The 13,051-nt window shown below is 70.2% G+C and carries 16 protein-coding genes; 10 read left to right on the forward strand and 6 right to left on the reverse strand.

Annotated features, from left to right (window positions below; translation table 11 throughout):
- Complete coding sequence (locus EPO51_RS11425; RefSeq protein ID WP_293350319.1) at positions 1–270, forward strand: helix-turn-helix domain-containing protein; 270 nt, start codon at positions 1–3, stop codon at positions 268–270.
- A gap of 94 nt (positions 271–364) precedes the next feature.
- A complete protein-coding gene (locus tag EPO51_RS11430; RefSeq protein ID WP_293350322.1) occupies positions 365–544 on the forward strand; it encodes a hypothetical protein in 180 nt (59 codons plus the stop codon).
- Here EPO51_RS11430 and EPO51_RS11435 read toward each other — a convergent pair.
- Positions 528–794, reverse strand: coding sequence for a helix-turn-helix transcriptional regulator (locus tag EPO51_RS11435; RefSeq protein ID WP_293350325.1), 267 nt, complete (start codon positions 792–794; stop codon positions 528–530). The genes EPO51_RS11430 and EPO51_RS11435 overlap by 17 nt on opposite strands.
- Before the next feature lie 185 nt (positions 795–979).
- On the opposite strand from EPO51_RS11435, the gene EPO51_RS11440 reads away from it, so the two are divergent.
- Complete coding sequence (locus EPO51_RS11440; RefSeq protein ID WP_293350327.1) at positions 980–1,480, forward strand: helix-turn-helix domain-containing protein; 501 nt, start codon at positions 980–982, stop codon at positions 1,478–1,480.
- Here the strand turns inward: EPO51_RS11440 and EPO51_RS11445 are convergent.
- Positions 1,477–1,767: a helix-turn-helix domain-containing protein gene (locus EPO51_RS11445; RefSeq protein ID WP_293350330.1), complete on the reverse strand. Its 291-nt coding sequence runs from the start codon at positions 1,765–1,767 to the stop codon at positions 1,477–1,479. The two genes, EPO51_RS11440 and EPO51_RS11445, sit on opposite strands and share 4 nt — an antisense overlap.
- 238 nt (positions 1,768–2,005) lie before the next feature.
- Between EPO51_RS11445 and EPO51_RS11450 the strand changes: the two genes are divergently transcribed.
- The 7 genes from EPO51_RS11450 to EPO51_RS11480 are packed head-to-tail and all read left to right on the forward strand — an operon-like array spanning position 2,006 to position 7,440.
- Entirely contained in the window at positions 2,006–2,587 is a 582-nt protein-coding gene (locus tag EPO51_RS11450; RefSeq protein ID WP_293350333.1) for a lytic transglycosylase domain-containing protein, read from the forward strand.
- A complete protein-coding gene (locus EPO51_RS11455) occupies positions 2,584–2,886 on the forward strand; it encodes a TrbC/VirB2 family type IV secretion system protein (protein WP_293350336.1) in 303 nt (100 codons plus the stop codon). The genes EPO51_RS11450 and EPO51_RS11455 overlap by 4 nt, the downstream gene beginning before the upstream one ends.
- Positions 2,886–3,218 carry a VirB3 family type IV secretion system protein gene (locus EPO51_RS11460; RefSeq protein ID WP_293350339.1) on the forward strand — a complete coding sequence of 111 codons (333 nt, stop codon included), beginning with the start codon at positions 2,886–2,888 and terminating at the stop codon, positions 3,216–3,218. The genes EPO51_RS11455 and EPO51_RS11460 overlap by 1 nt, the downstream gene beginning before the upstream one ends.
- The gene (locus tag EPO51_RS11465) at positions 3,211–5,595 is read left to right on the forward strand and encodes a VirB4 family type IV secretion/conjugal transfer ATPase (protein WP_293350342.1); all 2,385 of its coding nucleotides are present in this window, start codon (positions 3,211–3,213) and stop codon (positions 5,593–5,595) included. Before EPO51_RS11460 ends, EPO51_RS11465 begins: the two co-directional genes overlap by 8 nt.
- Positions 5,592–6,293 carry a TrbJ/VirB5 family protein gene (locus EPO51_RS11470; RefSeq protein ID WP_293350345.1) on the forward strand — a complete coding sequence of 234 codons (702 nt, stop codon included), beginning with the start codon at positions 5,592–5,594 and terminating at the stop codon, positions 6,291–6,293. Before EPO51_RS11465 ends, EPO51_RS11470 begins: the two co-directional genes overlap by 4 nt.
- Positions 6,290–6,508: an EexN family lipoprotein gene (locus EPO51_RS11475; RefSeq protein ID WP_293350348.1), complete on the forward strand. Its 219-nt coding sequence runs from the start codon at positions 6,290–6,292 to the stop codon at positions 6,506–6,508. Before EPO51_RS11470 ends, EPO51_RS11475 begins: the two co-directional genes overlap by 4 nt.
- Complete coding sequence (locus tag EPO51_RS11480) at positions 6,508–7,440, forward strand: TrbL/VirB6 family protein (protein ID WP_293350351.1); 933 nt, start codon at positions 6,508–6,510, stop codon at positions 7,438–7,440. The genes EPO51_RS11475 and EPO51_RS11480 overlap by 1 nt, the downstream gene beginning before the upstream one ends.
- Before the next feature lie 50 nt (positions 7,441–7,490).
- On the opposite strand, the gene hutC is transcribed toward EPO51_RS11480, so the two are convergent.
- From hutC to EPO51_RS11500, 4 genes are all read right to left on the reverse strand, one after another.
- Positions 7,491–8,246 (reverse strand): histidine utilization repressor, encoded by a 756-nt coding sequence (hutC, locus tag EPO51_RS11485; RefSeq protein WP_293350353.1) that lies wholly within the window; start codon positions 8,244–8,246, stop codon positions 7,491–7,493.
- A 77-nt stretch (positions 8,247–8,323) separates the two neighbouring features.
- Positions 8,324–9,097: a PepSY domain-containing protein gene (locus tag EPO51_RS11490; RefSeq protein ID WP_293350356.1), complete on the reverse strand. Its 774-nt coding sequence runs from the start codon at positions 9,095–9,097 to the stop codon at positions 8,324–8,326.
- A gap of 8 nt (positions 9,098–9,105) precedes the next feature.
- Positions 9,106–9,810, reverse strand: coding sequence for a PepSY domain-containing protein (locus EPO51_RS11495; protein WP_293350359.1), 705 nt, complete (start codon positions 9,808–9,810; stop codon positions 9,106–9,108).
- Between the two features lie 80 nt (positions 9,811–9,890).
- Positions 9,891–12,572, reverse strand: a complete 2,682-nt coding sequence (locus tag EPO51_RS11500) for a TonB-dependent receptor (protein WP_293350362.1) — start codon at positions 12,570–12,572, stop codon at positions 9,891–9,893.
- Between the last annotated feature and the right edge of the window lie 479 nt (positions 12,573–13,051).

The following is a 13,051-nucleotide window of genomic DNA, read 5'->3' on the forward strand; positions in this document are numbered from 1 at the left end:
GTGACCGACCTCTACGAGATCGGTCTCGTGGACAAGGCGACGATGCGGCACTTCGACGAGCTCTGCCTCACGCCGGTCGCCGCGATGTCGCCGGAGGAAATCCGCGCCTTGCGGGAGCGCGAGCAGGTCTCGCAGCCTGTTTTCGCCCGCTACCTCAACGTCCGGAAGGAAGCGGTCAGCAAGTGGGAGCGCGGCGAGAAACGGCCGGATGGCCCTTCGCTCAAGCTGCTGGCCCTGGTGAAGGCGAAGGGCCTTCAGTCCATCGCATAGTCGCGCCGGTCATCGACAGGTGACACACCGTCGATCCACAAGGTTCGCGCTGCGGTCGCTTGGCCGGCGGAGCGCCAGGGCGCATCATCGCCACATGAGCGAGCGGTTCGTCGTCCGGCCCGATATCAGGGGATTCAGCGTCTTCGATCTGGCGCTTGGCCAGGTCGCCGAGATCGCGCGAATCCCGCAGCAGGCCCTCTCCACCGAAGACGCGGAACACCTCGCCGAGCTGCTGAATCAGCAGCCGATCGCAGCCGCTATGCAAAGGTCCTGAGTTCTCGGCCCGCCCGAGCCGCGCGGACGGTATGAACTGTCGTCTCGGTGGTCGAGACCCGGGCGCCGCGATCGGCCCACGCCTGCAGGTCGTCGATGGCGTAGACGACGCGGCCGCCGATCTTCCGGTAGGACGGTCCGGTGCCGAAGGTGCGGTGCTTCTCGAGCGTGCGGCCGGAGAGACCGAGCCAATCCGCCGCTTCGTTCGTGCGGAGCAGCCTGTGCGGGGTGACGGTGATGGCGTCGCTCATGATCGCAACCTCCAACGGATTTCCACCAGGATGCGCTCCGGCCGCCGGCCCGCCGAGGGCGTAGCCCTACCCTCGCCCGGCCGGCCGGCAAGCGCCCGTCCGTCGGACAGCCGACCTTCGCTTTGACACAGGCCCACCGGGCATGAACAACTTGTGACAAGTGCAGGTTGTTGGCGTGGCCGGGCATGGATGTCTTACGGGATCAGGATGCGGCGGCCCGGCGGGCGACCCTGTCGCGAATCCTCAAGCTGTTCCGCAAGCGCGCGGGCCTCCGCTCGATCGAGGCCGCCAGGCTGATGAACAAGGGCTACCGCACCTACCAGCGCTGGGAGTCCGGCTACTACGGCGTCGAGATCGAGGCGATCCATCGGTTCGCGGAGATCGTGAACACCGACCCGTGGGGCATCATCTTCGCCGTGGAGTTCGGGTCCGTGGACTTCGCCCTCGACACGTCCGGCAACAACGCCGCCTCGCTGTTGCTGGTGGCGCTTCGGCGGTTCCACCGGCGGCCGGGCGGCAAGGCGATCCGCGACCTCGACCCGCGGTCGCTGTCCCTCACCTACACCCGCGGCTTTGACCTGCTGATCAAGCGCGCCGAGGAATATGCCGCGGACCTGGAGCAGTGGATGTTCGACGAGGGTCTTGGCGGCGCGGGGGACGAGGATCCCGACGACAGGACGCGCTAGCTGAGCCGATCGGCCGGCAGGCGCGGCGGCGGGTCCGCGATCAGGCCAAGGGACCTCGCCCGCACCACCGCCTGGACGCGGGTCCGCACGCCGAGCTTGGCGCACGCCCGGAAGACATGGCGTTCGACGATCCGGTGGGACACGCCGAGGATGATGCCGATGTCTCGGGAACTCTTGCCTTGCTGAACCCAGAACAGGCACTCCGTCTGGCGAGGCGACAGGGTCACCGAACGGGTTTCGGCGTCACTCTCAAGGGCCGGCGACCGGTCTTCATGCAGCGCAACCATTGCACAGATCCTTCGAATACCGGGCGCCCAACACGCCTCGGCTTCCGAACTCATCCAATTATTCGATCCGGGGCGAAGTTCCCGGATTCTGATCGCGGTACAACCTAAGTCACCCTGAGCGCCCCACGCGGCGTCCCGCGCGCCAAATTCTGGCGCATTGGTCAGGGACGCGGGTGGAGGTTACGCCCTCGCGCCCATCGCGCCGCCCCGCCAGCCTGCTGGCGAAAGGACGGGCCCAATGCTGGATCCCCAAGCCGTCGTCGATCTGGCCACGCACTGCGCGCCCGGCGTCGCGCCGGCCACCCTGCTGGCCGTGGCCCGCGCCGAGAGCCGACTCGATCCGCTGGCGATCGGCGTGAACGGCCCCCCGGTGCGGCGCCCCGCCGCCGCGACGCCGGGCGAGGCCGCCGCCGCGGCGAGGGCCCTGGCGGCCGCGGGCCGCGACATCGACCTGGGCCTGGCGCAGATCAACATCCGCAACCTTGCGCGCCTCAACCTCTCCATCGAGGCCGCGTTCGACCCGTGCCGCAACCTCGCCGCCGCCGCGCAGATCCTCAGGGAGGGCTACGCGCGCGGCCGCGCCCGGCATGGCGCGGGGCAGGCGGCGCTGCGCGTCGCGCTCAGCGTCTACAACACCGGGGACGCCGCGCGGGGGTTCGCCAACGGCTATGTGGCCCGGGTCCTGGCGCAGGCGGGCGGACCCGCCCCGCCCGCCGCGACGCCCGGGCCCGCCGCGCCGCCGCCCGCCTGGGACGCGTTCGGCCGCGCCGGCCTGCGGCCCATCCGCTTCGTCATGTCCGCCACAGGAGTCACGCCGTGATCGCACCGCGCCGCGCTCGCCGCCTCGCCCTCTTCGCCGCCTGCGCCTCGCTGGCGGCCGGCCCCGCCTTCGCCCAGGACGTGGGCGGCGACCTCGGCGGTTTCATCCAGAACATCATCGACCTGCTGAACAGCGGCGTGGTCCGGGGCCTCGCGGTGCTGGCGGTGATCGTCACCGGCATCGTCTGGATGTTCGGACAGATCGACCTGCGCCGAGCCGGCACGGTGGTCGTCGGCATCATCGTCATCTTCGGGGCCTCGACCATCGTCGACCTGATCACCGGCGGCGGAGGCGGCTGATGGCCAGCGAACGGCTGCAGGAAGATATCCTGTTCCTCGCCTGCACGCGGCCGGCCCTGGTGCTCGGGGTCCCCATGGAGGCCATGGGCGTCAACCTCATCGTCTCCACCGTGGCGTTCCTGGGGGGCGGCTCGCTGCTCTACCTGCTGATCGCCCCGGCCCTCCACGCGATCTTCCAGGCCATCTGTCGGTCCGATCCGAACGCCTTCCGGGTGCTCTACCTTTTCCTGGAGACCAAGGGTCGCGCGCGGAACGGCGGCCTCTGGGGCGGCAGTTCGGCGAGCCCCCTGCCCGTGCGGCGGCCGTCGGGCCGGGGCGTCCCCCATGTCTGAGCTGGCCCTGCACGCCGCGCCCGACCGGGCGCGCGGGCGCGAGCTTCAGGCCTCGCGCACCCTGCCCTACGCCCGCCACGTCAACGACCGCGTCGTCGCTCTCGACACCGGGGCCCTGATGCTCGCCTTCCGCCTCGACGGCGCAAGTTTCGAAACCGCCGACGTCCGGGACCTCAACGACCGCCACGCCAAGCTCAACGGCGCCTGGCGCAACATCGCCTCGGATCGCCTGGCGGTCTGGCACCATCTCGTACGGCGCGAGGCCGATCCCCCCGGGGACGGGCGCTTCCGCTCCGACTTCGCCCGCCAGCTGGACGGCGCCTACCGCGCCCGCCTCGGACGCCAGCGGCTGTTCGTCAACGAGCTCTACGTGACCCTCGTGACGCATCCGGGCCGCGACGCCGCCGCCCGCACGCAGGCCTGGGTGGGCCGCCTGATCCGCGCGAGCGGGATGGACCTGGCGACCGACGACGCCGTCCGCGAGCTCGAGGACGCCGGCCAGGCGCTCGTCCAGCACCTGGCGCGCTATGGCGCCGAGCCCCTCGGGCTCTACGAGCGCGGCGGCCTGCTGTTCTCGGCGCCCCTGGAGATGCTGCGCCGCGTGCTCACCGGCGAGCCGGCTCGGGTCCCACTGGTCCGCGGCCACCTCGGCGAGGCGCTCTACACCTGCCGGCTGATCTTCGGCCGCGAGGCGCTCGAGGTCCGCGACACGGCCAGCGCCCGTTACGCGGCGATGCTGGGGATCAAGGAGTACCCGGCCTCCACACGGCCGGGCCTCTGGGACGGCCTGCTCTCCGCGCCGTTCCCGCTGGTGGCGTCGCAATCCTTCAGCTTCCTGTCGAAGGCGGCCGCGCAGGGGGTGATGACCCGCAAGCAGAACCAGATGCTGTCGGCGCGGGATCGGGCCGCCTCGCAGATCGAGGGCCTGGACGCCGCGCTCGACGAGCTGATGTCGAACCGCTTCGTCATGGGCGAGCACCAGGCCTCGCTGCTGGTCTATGGGGACACCCCCCGTGCGCTCGCCGACCACCTCTCGCGCGCCCGCGCCCTGCTCGCCGACGCCGGGCTGGTGGCCGCGCGCGAGGACCTCGGACTGGAGGCCGCCTTCTGGGCGCAGTTCCCGGGCAATTTCCGCCTGCGCCTCCGCCCGGCGGCGATCACCAGCCGCAACTTCGCGAGCTTCGCGCCCTTCCACACCCATCCGGCCGGCCGGGCCGAGGGCAACCACTGGGGGCCGGCGGTGACCACGCTGCGCACCTCGGCCGGCTCGCCCTACGCCTTCAGCTTCCACGTGGGCGACCTCGGCCATACCTTCATCTGCGGCCCGTCCGGGTCGGGCAAGACGGTGGTCCAGAACTTCATGCTGGCGCAGCTGGAGAAGCTCGGCGCCCAGCAGGTGTTCATCGACAAGGACCGGGGCGCGGAGATCTTCGTGCGCGCCTGCGGCGGAACCTATCTCGCCCTCGCCCCAGGGCGGCCGACCGGCTTCGCGCCCCTGAAGGCGCTCGCCGACACCCCGGCGGACCGCGCCTTCCTGGGCGTCCTCGTCCGCCAGATGGTCCGTCCCGGCGACCGGCCGCTGACGCCGCAGGAGGAGGCCGCGATCGACGGAGCCGTCGCCGCGCTCCTGCCCCTGCCGCCCGCCAACCGGTCCGTGGCCGCGCTGCGGGCCCTGCTGGGCCAGCGCGACGCCGGCGGGATCGGGGCGCGGCTCGATCGGTGGCGCTCCGGCCAGGCGCTCGGCTGGGCGCTCGATGGCGAGGCCGACCTCCTGCCGCTCGATGCGCGCCTCGTGGGCTTCGACATGACCCACGTGCTCGATGCGCCGGACGTGCGCACGCCCCTCATGCTGTACCTCTTCCACCGCCTGCAGGGCCTGGTGGACGGACGGCGCCTGATCATCGACGTCGACGAGTTCTGGAAGGCGCTGGGCGACGAGGCCTTCCGCGGACTCGCCCAGGACGGCCTGAAGACCTTCCGCAAGCAGAACGCCCTGCTGGTCCTCGGCACCCAGTCGCCGGCCGACGTCCTGCGCGCGCCCATCGCCCACACCATCGTCGAGCAATGCGCGACGAAGATCTTCCTGCCCAACCCGCAGGCCACGGCGCGCGACTACATCGAGGGCTTCGGCCTCTCCGAGCGAGAGTTCGCGCTGGTGCGCGAGGAGCTCGCGCCCGTCCAGCGCCGATTCCTGGTCAAGCAGGGACTCGACTCCGTGGTGGCCGAGTTGGACCTCGGCGGGCTCGACGACGAGCTCGCGATCCTGTCCGGCCGCGCCGAGACCGTGGACCTCCTCGACCGTATCCGCGCTCGGCACGGCGACGATCCCGCCGGCTGGATGGTTCCCTTCTGCACCCAACGGAGGCAGCTCCCATGAAGCCCCTGATCCCGCTCGCCGTCCTCGGCGCCCTGGCGTTCGCCCACCCCGCCTCGGCCCAGATGATGGTCCACGATGTGGCCAGCTACGCCAGCCTGCTGCGCCAGGCGACCACCGCCCTCGACCAGCTCAAGGAATTGCAGGCGCAGGTCGCCGAGGCCAAGCGGCTCTACGACGGCTTCAACACCGCCTCGGGCGCCGGCGCGCTGGCCGGCGTCCTGAAGGCGCCGGAACTGCGCGGTCTCGTGCCCGACATCGACAAATATGTCGCCGCCGCCAACGGCGATCTCGCCGCCCTCGGCGAGATCGGACGCACGGCGGCCGCGATCCGCGCCGAGGGCCGGCTCTACGCGCCCCCCGCCGACGATGCCCTCGGCCAGGAGCTCGAACGCCAGGGCGACCGCGCGGCCCGGGACCTGGCCCTGGGGCGGGCCGTGGCCGGCGCCGGCGGGCGACGGCTCGAGGGTCTGAACGAATTGCTCGGAGCCCTGGACGCCGCGCCGAACGCCCGGGCGGTCCTGGACCTGCAGGCGCGCATCGCCGCCGAACAGGCGATGGGCGTGAACGACCAGATGCGGCTGCAGGGACTGGCCATGGCGCAGGACGCCGAGGCCCGGCTTCAGGCGCAGCGCGACCGAGAACGGGCCGCGGCCGCGCGCCAGTCCCGTATGCAACGCTACAGGAGCGGCTTCCAATGATCCGTTCGGTCGTCCTGCTTGGCTTGTGCCTCGCGGCCTGCAGCCCCACGCCCCGCGACGTCAGCTGGTTCGAGACCAACCCCGAGGCGGCGAAGAAGGTCGTAGAACGCTGCGCTGCGGGGGCGCGCGACACCGAATGCGAGAACGCGCGCGCCGCGCTGAACCGCGTCAAGGCCAACGCCCGGATGGAGCGCTATCGTCAAGGGTTTGAATGATGGCCGGCGATCTGCGGATCTTCACGCCCGCGTACGCCTATATCGACGCTCGGCTCGACGCCTTCCTGAGCAACGGCGCCCGCGAGCTTATGGCAGAGGTTGCGGGTCCGTTGCGCGCGGCCCTCGTCCTCTATGTCCTTCTATATGGCTTCGCGATCCTCCGAGGAGCCATCGCCGAGCCCTTGATGGATTTTGCCGTCCGCTCGGTGAAGCTGGCGCTGGTAGTCATTCTGGCCACGACGGCCGCCTATGGTTCGTGGATTGCCCAACCGCTGTTCCACGGGCTACCGGATGCTCTCGCCCGTGGTATCGGAGGTGGAGGCGTCGGTGATGCCGGCGCTGCCTTCGATCAGTTCTTCAACCGAGCGGCCTACCTCGGGGAGAAGATCGCCGAGCAGGCAACGCTCACGGATTGGGTGCCGCTGCTCCTGAGCGGGACCGTCTGGGTGTGCGCGGCCCTCGCCGCCGCACTGGGGTTCGGCATCGTCGCACTTTCCAAGGTGGCGTTGGCGTTGTTGATCGCCCTTGGGCCGCTGTTCGTGGCCTGCGCACTTTTCGAAGCCAGTCGCCGGTACTTCTTCGGATGGTTGAGCCAGTCCGTGAACTATCTGGTGTTGTTCGCCTTGGTTCTGGCCATCGTCCAACTGGTGCTGGCGATTGTTGCGGAGCAATGGCCTGCGATTGAAGGCGACGATCCGATGGCTGGAGGTCTCATCTTCATCGCCCTGTGCCTGCTGGGCGCGATCTTCTTCCTGCAGACGCCGGCCATCGCCGCGGGGATCGCCGGCGGCGCCAGTATCGGCCTGGCCGACTTTGGCAACGCGATCGGGGTCCGGGGCGGCGGCGGCCGAGGCGGCGCGTCGGCCGGCGGCCATCGCAGCTACGCACCGCCGGAGGGCGGGTCCGTCCGGCAGGTCCGGAGCCCCAGCTAGGCGTGGCTCGGCAGAGCCCCGGCGCGTCCTCGGCGCCCGCGCGCGGGAGCCTATCGCGGCCTTGGCGGCTCCTCGGAAGCCCCGCCGGCGCCCTGGGGCGCAAACCGCGCGACAAGGTCATAGGCGTCGCCCGGGAAGGTGAGACGGACGTGGGTGATGCGGTCGGAACCCCGCCACGTGCCCCGCTCCATCACCAGGCAGGCGGAGGTCGGTTCGATGGACAGCAGGTCGGCGACCGCCTTCGAGGGGCTGGCGGCGCTGATCCGATGCTCCGCCTCGGTCCAGGGGACGTGACCCAGCAGCCAGCTGCCGGGCGCTGTGGCGGCGAAGTCCACCTCGCGCGCCTCGGGCACGGTTTCGAGGTTGATGAGGCGGTCCTCGAGGGCGAAGGGCCGCCGGCTGGCTCGGTGGAGGCAGCGCAGGGCAAGCACCTCGACGGGCCGTTCCAGGCCGAGCCGGTCGAGATCGCCGCTTCCGGCGCGACGCACGTCGCGCGCCAGCAGCTCATAGCCGTAGGGCTCGCCCCGCGCGGTGACCTCGGCGGGGATGTCCGGAATGTCCAGCACCACCGAATGGATGCGGGGCCGCGCCACGAAGGTGCCGACCTTGCGGTGGCGCACGATCAGGCCGGCCTCCGCGAGCGGCGCCAGGGCCTTGTTCACCGTCATGCGCGAGCAGGCGTATTCGCCCATCAGCTCGTGCTCGAACGGGATCCGGTGGCCCGGGGGCCAGGCGCCGGACAGAATCTTCGCCTGGATCTCCGCGCGGATCCGCTTGTGGAGCGTGCTGTCCTTGGGTGGGGCCATGGGCCCGCGCCTGATGCCGTCGGCTGGAAGCAGCGCGTCACGATTCGGCCGTGGCGGGCCACGGCGGAGCGGGGCGCTCAGGAGACGTCCCGCGCAGCTTTCGGCGCGGCCTCCGCCGGCGCGCGGGCCCGCCGGCGGCGCGCCGCGAAGGCGTCCCAGGGGTCGAGCAGCCAGGACACGTCCGACCGTCGGAAGCTGCGAAAGAGCAGGATCAGGCCGCTCAGCGCCAGCCAGGCGGCGCCGCAGGCGACCGTGATGATCAGCGGATGGTTGAAGCTCTGGCGCTCCTGGTAGTCCATGATGTGCAGCATCCAGGCGATGTCCCACAGCCGCCAGGTGTCGTTCTTCGCCCCCAGCACCTCGCCGGTCGTCGCCGACACCAGGAGGGTGTTGCGGTCCTTGTCCGCGAACTCCACCCGCCAGACCGGCAGCGAGACATCCCGCGTCTCGAGGGTCGGCCGGTCGACCCGGTCGACCGAGCGGACCGGCTCAGCCCCGCTGTAGCGCGCCACGGCCAGGGTCTTCGCCTTGGCTGCGTCGATCGGAATGGGGGCTCCGCTGGCGGCGTCGAGCAGCTGCACGCCGGCAGCGGTGGTGACCTCATAGACGTAGGTGTCGAACAGCGGCTTGAGCTGCAGCTTGAGGATCGGAGCGCCCACGCGTTCGACGATCCGCGCCAGCGACAGGGGCTCGGCCGGCGCGGCGATCTGGGCGACGGGCAGGACCGCGCGCTCGGCGGACACCTCGTGGTGGTCGAGCAGCGCCATCACCGCGCCGCTGACGGCCCAGAGCAGGAACTGCAGCCCGAGGACCAGGCCGAACCATTTGTGAAGCCAGCGGATCAGGAGCATCGGCGGCCTCAGGCGGCTTTGCGCACGCGGCGCTTTTTGCGGAAGCTGTAGAGCAGGAGCCAGGCGCCGCTGGCTGCGGTGGCCACGGCCATCCAGGTGAAGACCCGGATCAGCGGATTGTTCACATCCTGGCGGTCGTCATAGTCCATGATGTGGAACATCCACACGAAGTCGAAGGTGCGCCACAGGTCGTGGCGGCGTGACACCAGCTCCCCGGTGAAGGGCGAGATGTAGAACGTGGGCCGCCAGGCGCCCTCGAACTCCACCCGCCACAGGGGCATGGGCCGGGTCTGGACCTCCAGCGGCGCCTTGGTCAGGAGCTCCGCGCTCACGACGTCGCCCGCCTCGGCGAACAGGGCCTTGGCGCGGGCGCGGGCCTGGGCCTCGCTCAGGGGCGACAGCTTGGCGCCGGTGCGGGCGTCGAACAGCGCCTTGCCGGCCTCCGTCTCCACCACATAGACCGGCGCTCCCAGCTGCCGCTCGAGCCGCGCGGCGCGAAGCCCGGGGACCAGGTGGGCCAAGTGGGCGGGGTCCACCAGGCCGGTGACGTCCAGCGGGACGGCGGGCTCGGCCTTCACCAGCCGGTCGCCGTGGATGATGTCGATGTGGACGGCGGTCATGTAGAGGCCGCTCAGCGTCCAGAACACGGCCTGGATCGCCACCAGGAGGGCGAGCCACTTGTGGGTCTTCCGGGCGAAGGCGGGCCAGCGCATGCGTCGTCGTCTCGTCAAGTCTCGGGTCGAACGCCGGCCGGGCGAGTGGGGTGACCCGGCCGGCGCTCTCGGGGGCGGCTTTAGAAGGTGTACTGGAGCCGCACGTAGCCCCGCCGACCGAGGAGGTCGTAGGTCATGGTGTCGGTGTTGGCGTCCGTCCAGCTCTGGATGAACGGGGCGTCCTTGTCGAAGACGTTGTCCACGCCCACCGCGATGCTGGCCTGCTCGGTGATCCGGTAGGAGGCCTGGGCGAAGTGGTAGAAGACGTTGGACGTGCGCGACCCGATGGCGGTCGGCGCGGCGTTGAAGTCCTTGGCCTTGCCGATCATCTGCACGGACCAGGAGACGTTCCAATTGACGTCCGACAGGGTGAAGGCCGCGTTCGAGCGCCAGTGCGGATAGCCGCCGTTGCCGCCGCCGATCCGCCCGTCGAAGACGATCGGGGCCGCGCCCAGGAAGGGCACTACCTCATACTTGCCGAGGTAGGTCGTGTTCCAGTCGAGGTCCGCGCGCAGGCCGTGGACGTCGAAGCCGTACTGCAGGCCGATGTCGACCCCCTTCATGGTCTCCTTGCCGGCGTTCGTCGGCTGGGAGGACAGGAAGTTCACCTCGCCCGTGAGAGCGCTGCGACGAAACTGGGTGGGCGAGCAGAACGGGTGCGACAGGTTCGCGCTGGCGTAGCAGACCGCCAGCTTCGTGGAGCCGGGGATGTTGCGGATCGCATCCTTGATCTCGATGTCGAAGTAATCGACCGTGATCGACAGACCCGGCGCGTAGGTTGGCTGGTACACCACGCCCAGGGTCAGGTTCTCCGACTTCTCCGGCTGCAGGTTCTGGTTGCCCCCGACGGTGGTCAGGACCGTATTGCCCAGCTGGACATAGCCGGCCGGAACACCCGAGGCGCGGCAGTTGGCGACCAGGGTGGCGTTGGTGCTGGTCGAGTAGCGGCTGCACGGGTCGGTGGTGGTCAGGTTACCCTCGGCCACGCCGCCGAACAGTTCCGGCACGCTCGGGATGCGGAAGCCCGTGCCGTAGGTGGCCCGCAGGCGCAGGCCCGACATGACCGTCCAGTCGAGGCCCAGCTTGTAGGTCCAGTTATCGCCGAACAGGTTGTAGTCGGAGTAGCGGACCGCGCCGTTAAGCTCGAGCCGCTCGACCAGCGGCATGTCGGCCAGCAACGGCGCCGACAGTTCGGCATAGGCCTCCTTGGTCTTCACCTCGCCGCGGATCGGGCTCTGCTGGTTGGTGTTGGCCACGCCCAGCACCGTCAGGGCGTCCGGGTTCCGGTAGCCGACTTCCTCGCGGTAGACCGCGCCCGCGGCCACCGCCAGCGGGCCGGCCGGCAGCTCGAAGAGCGTGCCGGTGATGTCGGCCGTGACGCTCTTCTGCTCGTTGCCCCCGTTGTCGCGGGTGGTGGCCAGGATGTAGTTCAGCACCTGGGGCGTGAGGTCGCCTGCGCCCAGATAGTCGCCGCAGGGCGCCGTGGTGGTGGCGCCCGGCAGGCAGGCGGCGAGGGTCTCGCCCACGCGCTGCAGGTTGGCGATGTTGGTGGAGCCGTCGACGCCCTTGGTCTTGCCCCAGTTGCCGGCCACTTCCCAGGTCCAGTCTCCGGCGAACTTGCCGCGCAGACCCCCCACCAGCCGCCAGGTGTCGGTTTCCTGGAAGAACTGGCGAGGGCCCGGCTCCGCCAGGCGACGCTGGATGAGGGTGATCTGCTGGCCGGTGGGGTTGGTCCGGTTGGCGGCCGGGATCACCAGGTTGCGCAGGGTGCCGGGGGTCGCGATCTGGTCGCTCTCCCGGTTCGTGAACATGAACTCGCCGAACAGTTCGACGTCGTCGGTGAGGTCGTAGTCCCCGAACACCCCGACGCTGATCCGCTCGATGGCGCTCACCGCGTTGAGGAACGGGTTGGAGTTGAAGTTGTGCTTGGCGGCGCTGTAGGGCTCGAAGAAGTTGCCGTTGCCGCCGGGCGTCTGGTTGAAGTTGATCTGCTGGCCGTTCGGCAGCACGGCGCGGCCGCCGACGGTCGAGGCGCTGCCGACGCAGACCAGCTGACCGCCGACCTCGCCCAGGCCGCAGGGCTCGCGATCGGCCATGTTGACCGGCTTGGTCTTCTGGTAGTTCACCGCCGCCGTGAAGCCGCCGCGCTCGCCGCGCAGGCCCCACAGCAGGTCGCCGGTGAACTCCTCGCCGTCCCCTTCGTCGGTGACGCCGTACTTGCCGGTGACCTGCACGCCCTCGAAGTCGGTGCGGGTGATGATGTTGACCACCCCGGCCACCGCGTCGGCGCCGTAGATCGCCGAGGCGCCGTCCTTGAGGACGTCGATGCGGCCGATGAGGGCGGCGGGGATGGTGTTCAGATCCACCGCGCTGTTGGCGCCGGTGCCGCCGTAGACCACCCGACGGCCGTTCAGCAGCACCAGGGTCCGGTTGATGCCCATGCCGCGCAGGTTCACCTGGGCCGTGCCGTAGCCGTTGCCGGTCCAGTAGGCGTTGGTCTGGCCGCCGGCGTTGCCGGCCGACGCCGGAAGGCGCTGCAGCAGGGTCTCGACATTCGCAAGGCCGGTGCGCGCGATCGTCTCCTCGGTGACGACCGTCGCCGGGCCGACCCCTGTGATGTCCGCGCGCTTGATGCGGCTGCCGGTGACGACGACCTCGTCGACGCGGCTGTCCGCGGCGGTCTGCGCCGCCGCGGCGCCGCCGCTCATAGCTAGAGCGACGCAGGCGCTCGCAAACAGCCGACGCTTTGAAACCTGATCCATGCCACCCCCTCAGTTGGACGTCGGAGCGGCCCGCGACGCGTGTCACCGGCTCCGGTCTTCGAGTTCTCGGTTCGCTGGGAAGCGGGTGTCAAGTCATGTATATACATAAGAAGCCGCCGCGGCGGGCAGCAATTTGCGACGTTTGCGTGAACGTCGATCAGGCCGGGGTTCACGAACCGCGGCCCCTGGCAAGGACATGCCTCCATCCGCGGACATCCCAGTAAAATGCCGCTTTCTTCGTATTGAAGAAAGCATAGCGCCCCCATGCCCCCGGCGCCGCTTTTATAGACGCCTCGCAGGACAGAAGAACAGCTTCCCGTTATGAGAAACTCTCACCTCTCGCGCGCAGGAACGATGTCAACCTCGCCCCCCAGTTGCTCTCGGACCTCCGACAGAGGGCATGGAAACCTTCCCATTATTGGAGACTTGAAGGCCCTCCGATCCCGTCGCCGCTACATCCGCGCCCTTGACCTTCCCAT

Origin of the sequence: Phenylobacterium sp., assembly GCF_004297125.1 — a bacterium.
Taxonomy (GTDB): domain Bacteria; phylum Pseudomonadota; class Alphaproteobacteria; order Caulobacterales; family Caulobacteraceae; genus Phenylobacterium.